Source organism: Siccirubricoccus deserti (genome assembly GCF_014283215.1).
GTDB classification, from domain to species: domain Bacteria; phylum Pseudomonadota; class Alphaproteobacteria; order Acetobacterales; family Acetobacteraceae; genus Siccirubricoccus; species Siccirubricoccus deserti.
On the sequence record NZ_JACOMF010000026.1, the window covers coordinates 50,959 to 69,708 of the forward strand.

The following is an 18,750-nucleotide window of genomic DNA, read 5'->3' on the forward strand; positions in this document are numbered from 1 at the left end:
TTCCTGATCGGCGCTCCGGCCGGCCCGCCGCGGAGGGCCGGCTGGATGCGGCAGGTCCCAACAGCAACGTCCAGGAGCACCCTATGCCCGTCTTCACCCTGGCCGACGGCGCGACCATGCATTACCGCGACGAATGCTTCGCCGATCCCTGGGCCCGGCCGGAGGCGGCGCTGCTGCTGCACGGCAATGCCGAGAGCGGCGAGGCCTGGAATGGCTGGATGCCGACGCTCGGCCGCCGGCTACAGGTGGTGCGGCCGGACATGCGTGGCTTCGGCCGGTCCAGCCCGATGCCACAGGACCACCCCTGGTCCTTCGATGGGCTGGTGGCGGATTTCATCGCCCTGCTGGACCATCTCGGGCTCGACCGGGTGCATCTGGTGGCGGCAAAGGTCGCCGGCCCCATCGCCATCCGGCTGGCCGCGCTGCATCCCGGACGGGTGCGGTCGCTGGTGCTGCTCGGCACGCTGGTCGCGGGGCAGACGACGCTCGGCGACCGCCATGCCTCCTGGATGGCGCATATCCGCGAGCATGGCGTCGAGAGCTGGGCGCGCTGGACCATGCGGGGACGGCTGGGTGCCGGTGCGCCGCCCGCCATGGTGGAAGGCTGGAGCCGGCTGATGGGGGCGACGCCGCTGAGCACCCAGCTCGGCTTCATTGCGCAGGTGCCGAAGCTGGATGTGCGGGGCGATCTTGCCCAGGTGGCGGCGCCGACCTTGGTGGTCACCACCGATGACAGCGGGCTGGACGGCGTCGAGACCACCCGCGCCTGGCAGAAGCACATCCCGGGGTCGGAGCTGATGGTGGTGCCGGGCGACAGCTACCATGTCGCCGCCACCCATCCGGAGCTTTGCGCCGCGGCGACCCTCGACTTCATCGCCCGGCGGGCAGCATCATAGGGGCTGGCACCCGCCCCGCCGGGCGGCAACGGCCCAACCCAGGCCAGGGAGAGCCCTTCATGAAGATCAAGCGCATCGAGCATGTCGCCATCGCCGTCCGCAACCTCGACGCGGTGCGCGACACTCTCGGCAAACTCGGCATCACCTGCGACCATGAGGAGACCTTGCCGGAATATGCCGTGCGCCTGGCGATGCTGCCGATCGGCGAGAGTGCGATCGAGTTGCTGGAACCGCAGAGCGATACCGGCGGCACCGCCGAATGGCTGAAGGCGAAGGGCGAGAGCATCTATCACCTCTGCCTGGAGGTGGATGACATCGATGCGGCGCTGGCGGAGCTGAAGGCGAAGCAGGTGAAGCTGCTGGATGAGGTGCCGCGCAGCGGCCATGGCGGCCACCGCATCGCCTTCATCGACCCGGCCAGCACCGCGGGCATCCTGTTCGAGCTGGTGGAGATGTCCGGCAAACACTGACTCAAGACCAACGGCGGTTGATCGTGACCGATCAACCGCTGCCTCGGCCGCCGGGCGGTTTGCTCCGCAAGCCTTGACTACGCGTCACGCGGCATGGTGCCCGTTCGGGCGCTCGGCACGAATGGAACATTCATGCCGATGGTACCAGGCCGGTCCAGGGGCCGCGTGGCCCCTGGCGGATGGGGCCTGGGGAGGGCAGCGACTTCTCCGGCACTACCGCCCGGCGAATGGCCGGATCACCTCCTCCCCGAACCGTGCCAGCCCCTCCTCGACATTCGGCAGGAAGGCGGTGAGCGGCACCACCACCCGGCCGATGCCGCGGGCGATGCGGGCCTCGACCGCGGCGATCGCATCCTTGCCGGAGCCGGGCAGCGCCTCGGGGCAGCCGGTGATCATCTCCACCGCTGCGGGGTCGCGGCCAGCGGCCTCCGCGGCGCGGCGGGCGACGTCGAACAGCGGCGCCACATCCACCTGCGCGCCGATGGAGGGGAAGAAGCCATCACCGAGCCGCCCGGCGCGGCGCGCCGCCGCCTCGGAATGGCCGCCGACGATGATCGGCACCGTCCCCGCCACCGGCTTGGGGTAGCAGTGCACCGGCGGGAATTTGACGAATTCCCCGGCGTATTGCGCGGTGCCCGGCGCCCAGAGTGCCCGCATCGCGCCGATGTATTCGTCGGCCCGCTTGCCCCGCCGCTCGAAGGGTACGCCGAGCGCCTCGAATTCCTCGCGCAGCCAGCCGACGCCGATGCCCAGTTCCAGCCGCCCGCCGCTCATCGCATCCAGCGTCGCCACCTGCTTGGCCAGCGCCACCGGCTCGCGCTGCGGCAGGATGATGACGCCGGTCAGCAGCCTGATCCGGGCGGTGGTGGCGGCCAGGAAGGCCAGCCAGATCAAGGGATCGGGGTATGGCTCGGTGGGACCGGCCGGCATCTGGCCGGTGGCGGAGTATGGGTAGCGGGTGGTGAAATTCTCTGGCAGCACCACATGGTCGATGGCCAGCACGGTGTCGAAGCCCGCCGCCTCCGCCCATTGGCCGAGCCGCGCCGCGCCGGCGGCGTCGGGGAAGACGATGTTGCTGAGATGCAGGGCAAACTTCACTGCGCGTTTCCTCCATTCCTTGTCGCCGGCCAGCCTGCGGCGGATCGGCGACAAAGGCGAGAGGGTAGCGTGGCGCCGGGCGTGTGATTCGGCGCTACAGCCGGTACACCCGCTGCGCCGTGCCGGCGAAGAGCGCCCGCTTCTCCTCCGCCGAGGCGCCGTGCGTCAGGTGCTTGAAGGCGTTCCAGATCCCGGCGTAGCCGATGCCCATCTTCTCGACCGGGAAATTGCTCTCGAACAGGCAGCGATCGGCGCCGAACAGCTCGATGCAGGTGATGATGTAGGGCTCCCAATGCGCCGCCAGCTCGGCCGAGGTCGGCGGTATCGGCAGCGCCCCGTAGTCATAGGCGGCCAGCCGCATCATCATGCCGCCGAGCTTCACCACCACATTCGGGCAGCCGGCCAGCGCCGCCATGCCGGCTTTCCACCGGGCGAAGACGTCGTCCCTGCGGCCCGCGTAGGGGCCGTAGCCCAACGGGCCGCCGCAATGGCCGAGGATGAAGCTGGTCTCGGGGCAGGCCCGCACCAGTTCCAGCGCCTCGTCGAGCTGGGTGTGGAAGACCCAGAGGTCGAAGGCCAGGCCGCGCGCCGTCAGCTCCCGCAACCCGGCGCGGAACTCCGGCCGGCGCAGCAGGTGGGGCGCGTCATGGCCATTGCCGATGATCGGATCGGCATCCCAGGCGGCGGAATGCCGCACGCCGCGGAAGCGCCCACCGGCGGCGCGGATATGCGCATCCAGCACCGGCCCGGCCCGCTCGCCCAGGGTGAGATCGGCGAAGCCGACGATGCCGGCGGCGATCCGGGTGGGGCCATAGGCACCGCTGTCGCTCATCGCGGCAATGCCGGCGACGAATTCGGTCTCGCCGACCGGGCGCATCTCCTCCGGCCCGGCCGCGCGGTACATGGCGTGGCACTGGATGAAGACAGTGGCGGCGATGTTGTGGCCGGTGTTCAGGTCGGCCAGGAATTCCGGCAGCAGATAGCGCTGATCAGACCGTTCCCAGAGGTGGTGATGGGCATCGACGATCGGCAGTTCCGGCTCCAGGATCGGCTCCGGCGGGCGCTGCGCCAGCCAGGCGGGATTGGGCGGGAAGATGCGGCCGTAGCGGGTCGGTTGATCGAAGTTTCGCATGGCGCTTCTCCCCTATGTCGTGCGGCGTGGCTGGGCGGACTACCGCACGGAAGGTGAAGTTCCGCAACGGGCGGCGGCGCGATCTGCGCCGGTGGCGCTCGAACCCACCGGCGCCACGATCCGGCGGCCTTCAGGCGGGGCGGCATTGCCCTGCCATGCCGGCCAGGGTCGGCCTTCGGTCCGGGACCGTCACGCCCTTGGGCTTTTGCAGCCTGAATTGCCTTGGGCTACAGAGTGGGTCGGGCGGATGTGGCGCTGCAAGACGGGTGCTTCAGCGCAGCGGTCCACCACCACGGTGAGGATGAGTGGCCAAGCGGTTTAAGGCAGCGGTCTTGAATACTGATCGAGGTTTGACCGCCGTTGGCCATTGGGCCGAAAAGCAGGAGTGTGATTACGACGAGTTGTGGGCGGGTTCGCGAGGGCCGCGGGGTGGCGAGAAAATCACCCATGAGCCTATCATCGGCAGTTGAGCCCTGAGGCGGTATGGAAGCGTGGCCGAGTGGTTGAAGGCTCCAGTCTTGAAAACTGGCATACGGGCAACCGTATCGTGGGTTCGAATCCCACCGCTTCCGCCAGAAACTCTGGGATTCCTGCGGCTTTTCGGGCAATCCGCTCCCGCCTACCCCCGATCCTACCCCTTCCAAGCATCGGCTCGCGCTTCGTCGAGGGTAGTCTCCAAAATAATCAGTGATGCTGCGGCGTGGCAGCTGCATGGGTGCTACCCAAGGGTGATGCGCCACCTAACGGGATCGGGGCTTTGAGGTCGTGTCGGTGCCGGTTGGAATAGAAGCCGTTGCCTGAACGTATCGGAATGAACAGCTATGGCCTGTTATTAGCTCTTGGAAGTTTGATCCGTCGCCCTTGTCGGCTAGTCGCCGCTATCACCGCCGAAGCGTATGGTTTCAACGTTGCAACCAACGGAGGATGCCTGCCATGACCATCCTGCGGAGGCACGGAGCGGCTCTTGGCCTCGCGGCGCTCGTGACGGCGGCGGTGAGCGGGCGGGATGCACTTGCCCAGACCACCAGCACCGGCGCCGGCCCGCCGGAGGCGCGGACCCTGTTCGAGCGCTTCGTTGCGGCGCAGAACGCGCACGATGCGGCGGCGGTCGAGGCGCTGCTGTGGGACTCGCCGGACTTCCTTTGGATCACCCGCGGCCAAGCGATCTGGGGCCGCACGGCTGCGATGGAGCGGTTCCGTGCGCTCTACACCGGCACCTGGCGGCTGGAGCCCGACATGGCGCAGTTCCGCACTATGGCGCTCGGCCCCGGGGCGGCGCAGCTCTTCGTCCCCGTGCTGTTCACCATCGGCGCTGCTGGTCAGCCCGGGCAACCGGCGCGCTTCCTGATGAACCAGACGCTCCGGCGTGAGGGCGACGGCGCCTGGCGCATGGCCAGTATCTTGCCGATCCCGCTGCCCCGGAGCTGAGGCCTTTCGGGATGTGAGGCCCGTCCCCAGCTCCGGGGCATGGCTGACCGAGGCACGACTAGGGTCTTGACCGACGCACAATGGAAGCGGCTTTCGGCGCTGATCGAGGCGGTGCACCTGCGCGGCAAGACTGAGCACCACGACCTACGCCGCACCATCGCGGCGATCATCTGGCGTCACCGGAATGGCGCACCCTGGCGCGCCATCCCGGCCGAGCTTGGGCCGTGTTGGACGGCGGCGCAAACCTTCAACCGCTGGGGCCATCTTTGGGTGTGGGAGCGCTTGCTGGAGCTGGCGCAGAGGCGGGGGATCGCGCTCGGAATGGCCCTCTCCGACGGGACCACCATCCGGGCGCACCAGAAGACGGCGGATGGTGCCCGAAAAGGGGGACGCAAGCGGAGCGGGATGCGCGCGAGGCGCTTGGCCGCTCGCGCGGCGGCTTCGGGACCAAGGCTTGCGTGATTGCCGATGGCCGCGGCCGGGCGGTGGCATTCGCCCTCGCGCCTGGTTGGGCCCACGAGCTGCCGATGGCACCGGCCCTGCTTGCCCGCCTGCCGACGTTCCGGGCTGGGCCGTCGGCGATCGCGGCCTCGCATCCGGCGCCTTCCGCGAGCGCATCTGGGACATGGGTGCGCGTCCCGCGATCCCGCCCAAGCGCACCGACGCACCCGTCGCCTGCCCAGACTGGGTCAACGCCAACCGGCACCTGGTCGAGAACCTCTGGGCACGGCTGAAGGAATGGCGTGCGGTTGCCACCCGCTACAAGCAGACCGCACTGTCCTTCCTTGGCGTGCTCTGCCTCGCAGCATCAGCGGACTGATCAAAGTCAGCAACCCCTACAAAATCTACCTGAAGTAGAAAATTAGGGAATTAATGCAGCTTCGATTTGAAAGCACAGAATTACGGAATCAAAAGATCGTAATTTTGTATATTGCATCGATTAACCACCACACGAAGGCGTAAACTCCCATCGTCTGCCAAATTATTCCTGGCACGACAGCGGGAGGAACCAAAAATTGGCAAGCACGACATTCGCGATCCCTGGTGGACCCGGGGTCCAAGTCACCATTGAAGACGTCGCCGGAGGCGACCTAAAATTTACAGTTGTGGTGGGCAATGCTGGTGGACAGACCGCCGATCTGCGCGGCTTGTTTTTCCACTTAAACAATTTCGCCGCCTTCACCGGACTGACGGTAACGGGCGACCCAGCGGTGGTGACCGATCGCCAGATCGCAAACAACGGCGTCATCGACCTGGGCAATGGCGCCAATATGCAAGGTGAGGCCAGCCCCTTCGACATTGGCGTGGAGTTCGGCAGACAGGGCATCGGCCAGGGCGATGATATAAAGACAGCAACCTTCATCCTCTCCGCCGACCAAACCTTATCGCTAAACGACATCGAGCTGGCGCAGTTCGGTGCGCGTCTCACCAGCGTCGGCACCCAAGGTGGGTCGCGCCAGGATTCGCTGAAGCTGGTTGGCAATGCACCGGAAGTGAACTATCCGCCCGACGCAGTGGATGATCACGCGGCAGTACGTGCTGATGCGACGAAGACAATCGATGTTCTGGCAAACGACACAGATCTGGACGGCGATCCCCTGACCGTTACCTCGATCGCCGGCCTTGACCCAGTGACCGAAGGCACCGCCCAGATCGTCGGCAATCAAGTGGTATTTGACCCTGCGCCGGCCTTCGCCTCGCTGCTGGCAGGCGACACCATCGACGTCGCCTTCTCCTACACCGCGCAGGATCCCGGCGGCTTGACCGACACGGCAGATGTCACTGTGCAGATCGTCGGCGTCAACGAGGGCACGCAGACCGATACTACCAACGGAACGCTCCAGAATGGGCAGAGCGCGAGCATCTCGCTAACCACCGAACTGCGCACAATTGACGACAAGACCGACATCAGCGGCACGATCAACATCGGTAACCTGGCGACGCAGAAGTTCAACGTCACCTACATCATTGACGTTTCAGGAAGTACCTCCGCACAATTCGGCGGCACGCCTGTGGGCGACCAAAACAACGATGGCATCAGCAACACCGTTCTCGACGCTGAGATCGCCGGTCTTCGAGCACTGACGCAAGAGATCGTGGATCGTGGCTTTTCCGACGCCGACGTGGATATCAGTCTCATTGCATTCTCCGGCGGGGCGAGCCTCGTCGGGACTTTCGTTCCGTCGCAGATCGCCTCCGGAGGTGCCCTGGATGTGGCCCTGTCAGGGCTGACTGCAGGCGGCGGAACGAATTTTGAGGCACCGCTACAGGTGGCGATCAACTCCCTTAACGCCCAGCCCGACGCGGCAACGGCAAACAACCTTGTCTTTTTCCTCTCGGATGGCTTTGGGAGCGGCAGCTTTGCTGACGAGGTCACGGCACTAACCAGCAGCCCCTTCAACGCGGAGATCACGGCTGTCGGTGTCGGCACCAATATCAGCCTTACCCAGCTGAACGCGATCGACAACACCGGCGATGGCAATGCGCAACAGGTGCTGAACAGCGACGACCTGCGAAACGCGTTGCAGGATAGCCCCCTGACGCCGGCCACTATTACGAACTTCCAGCTTCTGGTTGACGGGGTGGCGGTACCCGGCATTGACCAGACTGATTTGACGGGTGGCCCGAACGTCTTCAGTTACTCTGTGCCAAATGCCACCGGCCTCGAAATCACTGAAGATGACGCCGTTCAGGCACAGGTGACGTTCAGCGACGGCACTGTGTTGATGGTGGATACCATCATCGACGGCCGGGACCTTTCGGTCTTCGGCGTCTAGCCCGTTACCGATTTTGGGGGCGTGGCTTGTGTGGCCACGCCCCTAACTCGCGGCTACCTGGCACCAAATCTAGGGACCGGCGCATTCCACAAGCTGGCGCGCAGCATTCGAACACAAGCCCGGATCAGCCGGCGTGACGCCATGCCGGCCTTGCTTCGCCTTCCGTGTCGCTGGTTGCCATGACGCTGCTTCGGCGGGGCGGGCGCTTGCAGGTCGCGCGCCGCGAGATAGCCCGCCCATCCGCCCGGGCGATTGTTGGCGGCAGGTAGCGCGGCGGCTCTCCGGCCAATTGGGCGCGCAGTGCTACCGGGCATCGCTAGGCCCCATCGGCTCGGGGAACATCCGCTCGCCCATCATCGCCACCCCCGGCGCAGCTTGCAGGAAGGTCGCCACCGCGCAGGCGACGGTATAGGGATCGCGCTCCCCACGCGGCAGCAGCCCTAGCCGTTCCAGCGCATGTAGGTCGGTCGGGACAACCTCGATGTGCACCACCATTGCGCCCCGGCTGCGGCGCTGGCGGTATTCCTCAGATCGGCGGCGGGCGGCTTCGCGGCGTTGGACCGCGGCTTCATTCGTCATCATATCACGCCTTTTCGCGCTAAATGTGCCTCAGAACTGGTGACGCATCGTGCTGCCGGTCGCAGCAGCAGGGTTTCGCCACACTCGAAATGCGCGCGCTCGCGCGGGATGCCGGCCGCACTATTCACCGCCAGCGGGGCGCGTAGCTGCATCTGGCGGCGCTTCAACCCGGCAACGGCATAGACCGCCACCACCGGCCCAGTCCGAACATGCACCAGCAGATGCGGTGTCCGTCGTGCACCAGGCAGTGGCGCGATCCCGATGACGGCCAGCGCTGGAGCGTCGCCAGCCGGGTCGGGCGCGACGATGCGCGGATCATCTGTCATCGGCCCAACTCCCCCGCACGCTGGCGATGATCGCCCGTTCGGCATCTAAGTCAGGATCGGGCGCTAGCAGCGCGGCGAAGCCGTCGGCAGCGGCCTGCGCCAGCCATGCAGCGCGCGCCGCAACCACTTCATCCAGGGCCGGTGCCTGCGGTGCCTCGGCACCAGCGGAAATGCGCGCGGCAGGGTGCCCCCCACCTAATCCACCTAAAGCACCTAATCCGGCATCCGCTGGGGCGGGCGCATTAGGTGGATTAGCCGGATTAGGTGGGGGTGATGCTCGCCCGCGCAGCTTGTCGAGTTCGGCCCATGGATCAAAAGCCGGCAGGCTCATCGCGCCAGTGTCCAGGCTTCGCGGCGCGGCGCGCCCTCAACCTCGGCGCCGGACGGCAGCCGAACAGCCCAGCCGTGATCTTCCAGAATGCCGACGATGCGCCGCGCCGTCGCCGCATCGCCCAGCGCATTCAGGCCCCGCTGATAGACCGCGGCCAGATGGAGGGCCGGATCGCGCCGCGCCTGCCACCAGGCCAGCAGGCGCTGCGCCAACCGCAGGTCGGGCGAGATACCGGCGGTACCTTGCAGCCGCAGCAGTTCCGCCGCGTAGTGCTGGGCAAGTGCGATCCCACCCGCCATCGCCTCGCCCGTTACCTCCATCGCATCGGGATCGGCATAGACCGCCAGCACCGCGGCAAGCCGGCCCGCATGCTCGGCGGCCTTGGCACCAAAGGCCCGGATCGGGCGCCAATCGCCCGCCGCGCCGATGCAGGCTTCGGCGTGATCGTGGAACCGCACCCAAAGCGCGGTCGCCTCATGCGACAACCACATGGGCGGCGGATCGAGCACGCTGGGCGATCCATCCGCCATTACGGGCGGGCGCTGCAACAGGTATCTTAGACTGTCATTGTAGGCGTCCAGCACCGCCGCGCATTCCCAAGGTGCCTCGCGCCATCGCCGGGTGCCGGCAGTGCTTTCGGGTGCGACCAGCAGCGTGCGGGCCAACATTCCGATGCCGTCCAGCATGGAATCCCCGAACAGCTTATCCGCTACCGCCGGCTGCATCATCACATGCGCGCTGCACCGCCGCCCGGGCAGGAAGGCGGCACCCGTCAACACGCGGCGGCGGCGGATCGGCTCGCCATCCCAGAGCATGTTGAACAGCGCCCCGGTGCGCATGCGGGTGTCGTCATTGAAGGCGGCGCCGCCAACAAGGATGCCGCCCTCGGCAGTGAATACCCCGGCCCATGGGCGGCCTTCGGCCAGGTGCAGGACCAGCGCCTCGGGCGTCGGATCGGCAATCAACAGCATCGGATGCGGCGGCGGCTGCGGCTCTGGACCGCTGGCGTCCAGCGCCGTGCGGATCGCGGCCCGGTCGCCCTTGTGCTTCTTCTTCGCCACCTCCCGCGCCTCCTTCCACGCGGCGTGGTCATTGGCATAGGCGGTGAACGCTGCGGCGGATTGCTCGCGCCACTCGGCTTCAACCCGATAGACGGGCGCCAGCGCCAGGCGATCTACGCTGGATTTCCGCTCGCCGCTATCGGCCACGCTGGCGAACAGCCCGGTTAGCGGCTTCCGGCCGCCGCCGGGTAGTTCCACATCGCGCTGCGCCTGTACCGCCAACGTGGCAGCGGCAAGGACGGACTGCGCGCAGATTGCCATCGGCGCCTGGGTCCGCAGCTGCACCGCCTCGGCCGCATCGCGCAGCGCCCCAAGCGCATCGGCTGGGAAGGGTGGTGCGGGCGGCAGCGGGCGGTAGAGCGGGTGTTTCTCTGGCGCGGGCGCATCCCGCATTGTGAAGCCGTCAGCCATGGGAGTTCTCCCGCGCCGCATGCCGGGCGCGAAGCAGGTCGTTGAAGTCGAGGTTGGTGGCGTCTGGCGTGGCGATCCGCACAGATCGGCCCTCGGCCCGCCAGCGCAGGGCGGCATCCGCGGCGGCACGCTGGCCGGGCGGGTCGGGATCGGCGGCGATCACCAACACAGCCAACGAAGCCGGCAACGGCAGTGCGGCGAGGTTGCCGGCGGAGATGGCAGACCAGGCGATGCCGCCGATCATCACCGCGGCGGAGAGAGCGGTCTCGATACCCTCGGCGATCACCAGTGGAGCGGCTTCGGCTGGCTCCGCCAGCATCACCGCGCCACCGGCCACCGGTCCAAGGCTGGCGCGCGCCGGCTCGGCCTCAGCCTTGCCGCTGCCGTCGCGGCGCAGATAGGTGCGATGCACCGCCTGCAACTCGCCCGTGATGGTGTTGCGGATGGCAGCGAGCATGGCCGGCAGCGGCGCCCCGCCGGGGTGCGGCGCACTGGGCAGGTAGCGCAGCGCATCGGATCGAATACCGGGCAGCCCGCGCGATGCGAGGTATAGCTCTGCAATCGTGCCGGGCAGCGGCAGCGCCCTCTCCCAGAGGTCGCGCACCAAGGCCGATTTCCGGGCCGTGGCAGGCGCCTGCTGGGAGCCGCGGTCACGCGGCGCGGGCGATGCCCCACCATGCCCCAGCGCACGCAAAACGGCTCCGGTGACGGCATCCCGGTCGCGGCAGGATGCGCACCACCACACGGCCCGGCCGTCAAGCTCCTTCACCGCTAGGCCGGCGCGGTATCCGCAACTGGGGCAGTCGCCGCGCCATTCGCGGCGCTGGGGCCGCTGGCGTAGCCCCAGCCGGGCGGCGAGGTCGGCGGCGCCGGTCATCGGCCCGCCTCCATGCGGCGCAACTCTGCCACCGCCGCCGCCATGTTGGCGAAGGCCCGTGGCACCCGCCGGCCCGGATCGATGATGCCGGCGCGCGGCTCGCCCTCGGCGTCGAGGCAGCCATGCAGCAGCACCAAGCGCGGGCCGGGGGCGGTGCCGCGATGTGGCCGGGCCGGCGGCACCCAAGTGAGTAGGTCCAGCTGGGCGGTCGGCACGGAGACGCGGCGCGGGCGGTGCCGCCGGCCGCAGGTCGGGCAGTAGGTCATGAGGCCATCGGTCCTTGTCCGACCGGGGTGTCGGCGCTGGCGCAGGACGCGGCGCGGGTGTATTCAGCGGGTGTCGAGTAGTCCGCCGTTTTCCGCAGTACCGCATCACCGCTGGGGCGCCTCGCCCCGGCGGTTTGCGTTTCACGGGATGGTCAGGCGCAGCAGCGCGCAGAGCGCCAGCAGGGCCAGTGGCCGGGCCAGCATGGGCCACGCGGCGCGGATCACTCGGCAACTCCCAGCAGCGCCCGCAGGCTGGCGGCATCCACCAGCGTGCGGCCCCCCACTTTCACCAACCGCAGCCGACTGGCGGCGGCGTGGCGGTAGAGGGTGCTGCGGCTCAGGCCGGAGATGTGGCTGGCGTCGTTGAGGGTGTGGGTAAGGGCCGCCGGGTTACGGCTCGGCTTGGAAGCGGTGCGGCGGGGCGCAGGTTCGGCAAGGTGCATGGTGTCGCCTCTCGGCTGGTGCGGGATGCGCCAGGACGACACGCTCAATAAGGGGGCTAAGCTGTAGCGAGAAAAGGAAACCCGCGGATACTCACGGAAACCGGTTTGCTCAGTCTGGTAAGTAGCGGCTCAGCCAATCCCGTAGGGTCGTATCGGACGGCGTTTCGTCGTCCAGCGTTTCTTCACACCAAGCGCGCATTTCGCGGAACAGGGTTCCTTCATCCCGCGTAAGACCGTCTAAGTCGGCACGCCTGATCAGCTCACGGATGAATGCATCTCGGCTTGGATGCGGTGGTCGCCCTCCCGCGCGGCCAGTGCTTTTGGGCGCCGCCATGGGGGGCTGCGCTGGCGCCGCATCTTCGGCATTCGTCCAAATGCGCTGGGGGTCTGGATCGGGCCACCGGCTTTCAATCTCCCCTCCGTCCAGCCTCACCGAGATATTCAAATAAGTCTTCAGAAATGGATCCCTTGGATATGAATACCGATTCGGTACCTGCAATCCGTCAGGGCCGAAATACACTAATTGATCAAATCGCTCGCAGGGAACCAGGATGTATTCGCTATCGCTTGTCCTATAATCAATAAGCCAAAGTACGGCACTGTGGTGACATCGTTCATTCAGAGCAAAAACAGATACTTCGCCGTTTGCTGCGCTTCTCCGCAATTTTGAAGATGCAGAATACAACGCTTCGGATACCATCCGAGGATCGAACGGAGCGTCGCTTAATTCGCCCAACCATCGTCTTGCTTCATCGACTAAATCTGGAGTTTTCACTTCTGCTTTCCGAGTTAGGGACTGTGAAAGCCTGAATTCAGCTGGGTTTGGAGATGCGGCACGTTCAGCCTTGTATCTCGCGTTCTGCACACGTTCGACCAGGGCCGCCACTACCCTGTCTTGATCGTATCGGGCAGGCGCGGACGCTAGCCGTTCCAAGCCGTCGAGCAGGGTTTTGCCATCAAGGTTCGGCCATCGGGCGGCGCCCGGGTATAGGAGATGATCCCAGGCGTATGCGGGCAGGGCCGATCCAAATGCCAGCCAAGAAACAGCATAATCAGGCTCTACAAAACTGCCGGGCAGTCCGTAGCGCAGGAGCGTCTTTTCGCGCGGCAGGGACACAGCGCCTCCGAATGCGCATTTCCGATGGTAGGGCGGCGGGGCGGCCCGTTTGGAGGTCCGGGCATTCGGCGGCCAAACCTAGCCCCGCCGACATCAACCATAGCGCGAACGGATTAAGGCGTGTTGGAAAGATGCATCGGCGACCTGTGGCGCGGTGCCGATACGCGGGGCTAGCCCGCCGCATGGCGAGCGCATCGGATTAGGTGCATTGGGTGCTTTAGGTGGAGGTGACCCGACGCGGGCAAAAACGCATCCTCTGATCACCCAGCCGCCACGCCCAGCGCAACCACCCTGCTGTCGCCCACCGCAGCAGCCCGGCCGCAATAGGCGGCCCATGCCTCCATCATCTTCCGCCGCTTTGCTAGCTTGTCGCCGCGCTCATATGCTGCCTGCGCTTTGTCGCGGATCGTGTGCGCCAGCGTGTCATCGGCGCCGCCCCGTGAGCCTCTATATTGTGGACGCGAGAAAGCGCCTGGGGCGCGGTCGCCAAGCTCAGAGGCGTCAGAGTTTTAGCCCCCCCTCCCGCCGCATGGCGAGTGCGTCCGATTAGGTGGATTAGGTGCTTTAGGTGGGGGTACGCCTCACCGCAAAGAACGCGGCCCCCGATTATCCCATCACGGCTCCGAGCGGCACCACCTTGCCGTCGCTAGCTGCGGCAGCCCGGCCGCAATATGCGGCCCATGCCTCCATCATCTTCCGCCGCTTCGCTAGCTTATCGCCGCGCTCATACGCTGCCTGCGCCTTGTCGCGGATCGTGTGCGCCAGCGCCGCCTCTGCGATTTCTAGCGGGAAGGAGGTCGTCTCGCCTACCCAATCCCTGAAGGTGCTGCGGAACCCGTGCGCGGTGATCGTCCGGCTCTCGGCGTCTAGCCAATGTGGCCCGCCTTCGCCCTCATTCATCCGGCGCAGCAGCATCAACAGCGCCATCTGGGAGAGCGCGCCTCCGCCCGCGCTGGCGAATACATGCTCGGCCGGATCGGGTGCGCCTTCCGCCGGCAGCAGCCCGCGCAGCACCGCCAGGGCGGCGCCAGAGAGCGGCACCCGATGCTCCCGCCCGGCCTTCATGCGAGCGCCCGGGATCGTCCAGATGGCGTCTTGCATGTCGATTTCCCGCCAGCGGGCACCCAATACCTCGCCCGTGCGCGCCGCGGTCAGGATGGCGAAGCGCAGCGCCATGGCGGAGGTCGCCGGCCGCTCCGCCAGCGCCGCCATGAAGGCGCCGATCCGCTTGAACGGCAGTGCAGGGTGGTGCCCCTTGGTCCCGGTTGCCTCGCGCAGCCGGGCTTTCATCTTGTTCGGGCTGCCCAGCAGCGGTTGCAGGTTGCCGCGCCAAGTGGCCGGGTTGAAGCCGCGTGGCCGTAGATTGAGCGCGGCGGCGTAGTCGAATACCGCCTCCATCCGGCCGCGCAGCCGGCTCGCCGTTTCGGGCTTGCTGGACCACACGGGTTGCAGCACCGCCAGAACATCATCGGTGCCGATCTTCGCCACCGGCCGGTCGCCAAGGATGGGGTAGGCGTAGGTGGTGAGGGTGCTACCCCATTGCGCGCGATGGACGGCGTTCTTCCACTCGCCCTCACGGGCGGCGATGCAGGCTTCGGCCACCGCCCGGAAGGTATGCGTCGCAGCCTTGCGCGCCTCGGCATCGGCCGCACGCTTCGTCTCGCGCCGGGCATCGATCGGGTCGGTCCCTTCCTTCGCCAGCGCCCGCAGCGCCTTCGCCTTATCCCTGGCTGCGGCCAGCGGCACGCCATCCGGCGCCTCGCCGTAGGAACCCAGCCCAGCCTCCCGGGTGCGGCCCGCCAGGGTGTAGCGCAGCAGCCATGACTTGCTGCCGGCCGGGGTGATTTGCAGGAACAGCCCCTCGCCATCCGCCAGCGTCACCGGGCGAGGCTTGGCGCCAGCCGGGTTGCCGGGGTGCTTCGCTGCCGCAACCTGCCGTGCCGTGAGGGTGCCCATGATCCGTGTCCCGCTGGGGTAGGGGTAGATCGGCTACCCCATTGCCTACCCCATTCTTCGCATGGGGTAGCCTGACACGTCCAGAACCGGAATGAGACCATAACGGGGGGCGATCCGGCCTTTTTGCTAGTGTTTGGCTTGGCCTGAGACAGCGTGAAACAAGGGTACGAAGGACACCGCTTCCGCCAGTTCTTATGCGAATCGAGTTCTCCCCCGAGCCGGGCTGCGCCAGGAGGGGCAGGTGTCCTGCGGTTTTCCGTAGGGACCTATTGGCCGTACCTGGGCTTGCGGCCGCCGAGAGCGACGCTCCAAGGGCCAATTCTCTCCGGACCTGTTGACCTGGGCGATTTGGCGTGCCGGCCGGTAGTCTTTTAATTCAATACCTTAAGAGCGGAACTTCGGCGCGCTGCTTGGACCGCGCACCGAAGGGCGGTGCTTCTTGCTCGCCATATCGGTCCTCCTCCGGTTCAAACCCATACCTCAAGACGGACCACTTCATCGGGGAGGATCAGGTGGCACCGGGCAACCCGGACGAGGGTAGAGGTCAGTGCGTCGATACGGCGCGACCCGTAAAGCAGAGCCCTCCCAGGTTGAACAGGAGCTCGTCTACCAACTGTCGTTGAGTTGAGGCGACGCGGCTTGTTCCGGCCCATCATGTATTGCACCGATGTGCCGGGATGCGGGAAGCCCAGCGAGCTGCGCCGCGGGCGCTGGCCCGCCTCGATCTCCACCTGCGGGAACAGGAGTAAATCTAGCCGATGCCAGGCTTCGAACTCCGAGACAAATACCTGCGGGCAATGCCGCGGAGCCGAGCGCGGCTACTCGGAAGGGCCGGCTGCAGCGCGGCGCGCCCCCGCGTAGGACAGAGGACAGCCTAGCCGATGTGTGCTGCGATCCTCTTTGGGCTCGGCCGAAGCTGGCGAGCGCAGGTCGCCCGCTGTGCCTTCACACGTTTCAACCTTGCGTTCGCGGCCGCGCTGGCAGCCTTCCTGCTTCTCGGCGGCGCCGGACTCAACCTGCTCGACAGAGCGGGCCGGCTGCCCGCGCCGCCGCTGACGGCCACCAACTGCATCGACGAGAAGTTCAGCTTCATGCGCGATCATGTCGATATGGCGCCGGGGCTGATCGCAATCGGCTCCTCGGTCACCTGGCGCAATCTCGACTTCTCGGTTCTGGGCGAGCCGGGGCTGGCCGCGCTCAGGCCGCTGAACGCCGCGCCCTGCTTTCTCCATGTGAACGAGACCGCCTACCTGACGCGCTTCTACCTGAACAACATGCCGTCGGTGGAGACGGTGCTGTCGGTCTTCGCGATGCGGGATTTCGAGGCCTGTGAGGGCGACGGCGCCTTCTTCGACGCCACGACCGCACGACGCTACATGTTCGACCGCTGGCCAGGCGGGCCGCTTTATTTCATGAACTTCCGGCCGATGCTGTTCTTCCGCGATGCCTGGCATCTGCCGACGATGCGCAGCGGGGCCGACCAGACACGCACCCTTGAGATGGACCCCTGGGGCTCCGGCCCAATCGCGCTCAACCCACCCAAGATCGGCGGCAACCTGGTCATCGCGGAGGCGTGCTTCGAGCATCTCGAGCGCTTACAGCGCGACATGGCGGCCCGTAATGTCCGGTGGATTGTCGTCCTGCTGCCGCCAATGCAGGCCTGGCTGAACGCCTATGACCGGGACGGCGAGCGCGACCGCGCCTGGCGGGCGGAGGTCGCACGGCGCCTGACCGCCGAGAGCGTCACCCTGCTCGACGCCCGAGAAGGCTTCCCGGTGCAGGACAGCCAGTTCACCGACCCTGCCCATTTCCAGTGGTCCGCGGTGTCCGCCTTCACACGCTGGATCTTCAGCCGGGCGCATCTGCCGGGCGTGCCCGCCTCCTGAACCGGAAGCGCCACGATGCTCTTCAACTCCCATGTCTTCATCCTGGCGTTCCTGCCGGTCATGCTGCTCGGCTACACACTGCTGGGGCATACGGTTGGGCGCCGGCCGGCGCAGCTCTTCCTGGTGGCCGGATCGCTCTTCTTCTATGGCTGGTGGGACGCCAGCTACCTGCCCCTGCTGATCGCCACGACCGTCTTCAACTACATGGTCGGGCGCCGGCTGACCGACGCGTATCGCAGGAACACCCCGTCGCGACGCCCCCTGCTTGCCTTCGGGATCACCGTCAATCTCGCCATCCTCGCCTACTTCAAATACGCGACCTTCTTCGTCGAGAACCTGGAGGCGCTGACCGGCCTCGACTTCGCCATGCGCGCGGTCGTCCTGCCCCTCGGCATCTCATTCTTCATCTTCCAGAAGATTGCCTACCTGGCCGATTCGGCATCCGGCAAGGCGCCCGACTACGACTTTCTCGGCTTCTGCCTCTTCGTCAGCTTCTTCCCGCAGCTCATCGCCGGACCCATCGTTCACCACCGCGACGTGATGGGCCAGTTCCAGCGGCCGATCCGGGAGGTACTCACCGCGCGCAATTTCGCGCTCGGCGTCACCTTCTTCACCATCGGCCTCTTCAAGAAGGTGATGATCGCGGACAACCTGGCGCCGCTGGCTCAGGCCAGCTTCGTCTCCTTCGCCGCGGGCGAGGTCCTGGGCGCGGTGTCGGCCTGGCGCGGCGCGCTGGCCTACGCCTTCCAGCTCTATTTCGACTTCTCCGGCTATTCGGATATGGCGATCGGCCTGGGGCTGATGTTCGGCATCCGGCTACCCTACAATTTCAACTCGCCCTACAAGGCCAACAGCATCATCGATTTTTGGCGGCGCTGGCACATGACGCTGTCGCGCTTCCTCCGCGACTACGTCTATGTGCCGCTCGGCGGCAACCGGAAGGGTCCCACGCGGCGCTACCTGAACCTGCTGCTTACCATGCTCCTGGGCGGGCTCTGGCATGGGGCCGCCTGGACCTTCGTCCTCTGGGGCGGGCTGCACGGCTTCTATCTCATGGTCAACCACGCCTGGCAGAAGCTGCGCGCGACGCTTGGATGGACGGCGCCGGCAGGACCGGCGGGTTCCCTGGTGGCCCGCGCCGTCACCTTCGTGGCCGTCGTGGTCGGCTGGGTGTTCTTCCATGCGCCAAGCCTCGGCGCCGCCCTCGACATGCTGCAGTCCATGGCGGGGATGAATGGTCTGTCCACCGTCAAGGCGGCAGGGACCGTGCAGGGCGTGACGGAGCTTGCCGGCGCCGCCGGTGGTGGCGCCGCGGCGCAGGACGGCCGCCTCGCCTCGTTGTGGTCCTTCGTGGCGGCGCGGTCGAGCGATCTGGTCTTGGTCCTGCTCCTGCTGGTCGCGTGGTTCGCGCCGAACTCGCAGGAGATCGTCGAGGCCGCCGACAGACGGCGCGGCTGGCTGGCAATCCGGTGGCAGCCGACCGCCACCTGGGCCGTCGTGGTTGCGGGCTGCCTGCTGGCGACGATGACCCAGATGTCGAAGGTGAGCGCCTTCCTTTATTTCCAGTTCTAGGGCGGAATCCGATCATTCTGGTTCATAGCCTGCGGCGGTGAAGTAGTTTCGGCACTCTTCCGGGGTAAAGCGTGGCAGGGCGTCGCGGATGGCATCCCAGAGCCCGTCGATGGTCCGCGCGGCG

16 protein-coding genes, 1 tRNA gene and 2 pseudogenes are annotated in these 18,750 nt (G+C 66.7%); 8 read left to right on the top strand and 11 right to left on the bottom strand.

Annotated features, from left to right (window positions below):
- The first annotated feature begins 83 nt into the window (after positions 1 to 83).
- Both H7965_RS18520 and mce read left to right on the top strand, forming a co-directional pair.
- Positions 84 to 896, top strand: coding sequence for an alpha/beta fold hydrolase (locus H7965_RS18520; protein ID WP_186772074.1), 813 nt, complete (start codon positions 84 to 86; stop codon positions 894 to 896).
- 59 nt (positions 897 to 955) lie between these two features.
- The gene (gene mce / locus H7965_RS18525; protein WP_186772075.1) at positions 956 to 1,366 is read left to right on the top strand and encodes a methylmalonyl-CoA epimerase; all 411 of its coding nucleotides are present in this window, start codon (positions 956 to 958) and stop codon (positions 1,364 to 1,366) included.
- Between the two features lie 213 nt (positions 1,367 to 1,579).
- Here mce and H7965_RS18530 read toward each other — a convergent pair whose 3' ends face one another.
- Both H7965_RS18530 and H7965_RS18535 read right to left on the bottom strand, forming a co-directional pair.
- Positions 1,580 to 2,464 (bottom strand): LLM class F420-dependent oxidoreductase, encoded by an 885-nt coding sequence (locus H7965_RS18530; protein WP_186772076.1) that lies wholly within the window; start codon positions 2,462 to 2,464, stop codon positions 1,580 to 1,582.
- A 94-nt stretch (positions 2,465 to 2,558) separates the two neighbouring features.
- Positions 2,559 to 3,596, bottom strand: a complete 1,038-nt coding sequence (locus tag H7965_RS18535) for an amidohydrolase family protein (protein WP_186772077.1) — start codon at positions 3,594 to 3,596, stop codon at positions 2,559 to 2,561.
- A gap of 485 nt (positions 3,597 to 4,081) precedes the next feature.
- On the opposite strand from H7965_RS18535, the gene H7965_RS18540 reads away from it, so the two are divergent.
- From H7965_RS18540 to H7965_RS18555, 4 genes and pseudogenes are all read left to right on the top strand, one after another.
- Positions 4,082 to 4,171, top strand: a tRNA-Ser gene (locus H7965_RS18540).
- 358 nt (positions 4,172 to 4,529) lie between these two features.
- The gene (locus H7965_RS18545; protein WP_186772078.1) at positions 4,530 to 5,024 is read left to right on the top strand and encodes a DUF4440 domain-containing protein; all 495 of its coding nucleotides are present in this window, start codon (positions 4,530 to 4,532) and stop codon (positions 5,022 to 5,024) included.
- A 39-nt stretch (positions 5,025 to 5,063) separates the two neighbouring features.
- Positions 5,064 to 5,844, top strand: a pseudogene (locus tag H7965_RS18550) (IS5 family transposase).
- A 196-nt stretch (positions 5,845 to 6,040) separates the two neighbouring features.
- A complete protein-coding gene (locus H7965_RS18555) occupies positions 6,041 to 7,801 on the top strand; it encodes an Ig-like domain-containing protein (protein WP_186772079.1) in 1,761 nt (586 codons plus the stop codon).
- A gap of 303 nt (positions 7,802 to 8,104) precedes the next feature.
- Here H7965_RS18555 and H7965_RS18560 read toward each other — a convergent pair whose 3' ends face one another.
- The 8 genes from H7965_RS18560 to H7965_RS18595 all read right to left on the bottom strand — a co-directional run bounded on the left by H7965_RS18560 (position 8,105) and on the right by H7965_RS18595 (position 15,168).
- Complete coding sequence (locus H7965_RS18560; protein WP_186772080.1) at positions 8,105 to 8,380, bottom strand: hypothetical protein; 276 nt, start codon at positions 8,378 to 8,380, stop codon at positions 8,105 to 8,107.
- A complete protein-coding gene (locus H7965_RS18565; RefSeq protein WP_186772081.1) occupies positions 8,380 to 8,706 on the bottom strand; it encodes a hypothetical protein in 327 nt (108 codons plus the stop codon). Before H7965_RS18565 ends, H7965_RS18560 begins: the two co-directional genes overlap by 1 nt.
- A gap of 327 nt (positions 8,707 to 9,033) precedes the next feature.
- A complete protein-coding gene (locus H7965_RS18570) occupies positions 9,034 to 10,509 on the bottom strand; it encodes a YfjI family protein (RefSeq protein ID WP_186772082.1) in 1,476 nt (491 codons plus the stop codon).
- On the bottom strand, positions 10,502 to 11,386 hold the full coding sequence (locus H7965_RS31785) for a DUF7146 domain-containing protein (protein ID WP_456308174.1): 885 nt from the start codon (positions 11,384 to 11,386) through the stop codon (positions 10,502 to 10,504). Before H7965_RS31785 ends, H7965_RS18570 begins: the two co-directional genes overlap by 8 nt.
- The gene (locus H7965_RS18580; protein ID WP_186772084.1) at positions 11,383 to 11,652 is read right to left on the bottom strand and encodes a hypothetical protein; all 270 of its coding nucleotides are present in this window, start codon (positions 11,650 to 11,652) and stop codon (positions 11,383 to 11,385) included. Before H7965_RS18580 ends, H7965_RS31785 begins: the two co-directional genes overlap by 4 nt.
- 221 nt (positions 11,653 to 11,873) lie before the next feature.
- Positions 11,874 to 12,095 (bottom strand): helix-turn-helix domain-containing protein, encoded by a 222-nt coding sequence (locus tag H7965_RS18585; protein WP_186772090.1) that lies wholly within the window; start codon positions 12,093 to 12,095, stop codon positions 11,874 to 11,876.
- Between the two features lie 109 nt (positions 12,096 to 12,204).
- On the bottom strand, positions 12,205 to 13,212 hold the full coding sequence (locus tag H7965_RS18590) for a hypothetical protein (RefSeq protein ID WP_186772085.1): 1,008 nt from the start codon (positions 13,210 to 13,212) through the stop codon (positions 12,205 to 12,207).
- Positions 13,213 to 13,818: 606 nt separating this feature from the next.
- A complete protein-coding gene (locus tag H7965_RS18595; protein ID WP_186772086.1) occupies positions 13,819 to 15,168 on the bottom strand; it encodes a tyrosine-type recombinase/integrase in 1,350 nt (449 codons plus the stop codon).
- Between the two features lie 881 nt (positions 15,169 to 16,049).
- On the opposite strand from H7965_RS18595, the gene H7965_RS18600 reads away from it, so the two are divergent.
- Complete coding sequence (locus tag H7965_RS18600; protein WP_186772087.1) at positions 16,050 to 17,054, top strand: hypothetical protein; 1,005 nt, start codon at positions 16,050 to 16,052, stop codon at positions 17,052 to 17,054.
- A gap of 15 nt (positions 17,055 to 17,069) precedes the next feature.
- A complete protein-coding gene (locus H7965_RS18605; protein ID WP_186772088.1) occupies positions 17,070 to 18,626 on the top strand; it encodes an MBOAT family O-acyltransferase in 1,557 nt (518 codons plus the stop codon).
- A gap of 12 nt (positions 18,627 to 18,638) precedes the next feature.
- Here H7965_RS18605 and H7965_RS31080 read toward each other — a convergent pair.
- Positions 18,639 to 18,750 (bottom strand): annotated as a pseudogene (locus tag H7965_RS31080) (IS630 family transposase); the annotation flags it as partial.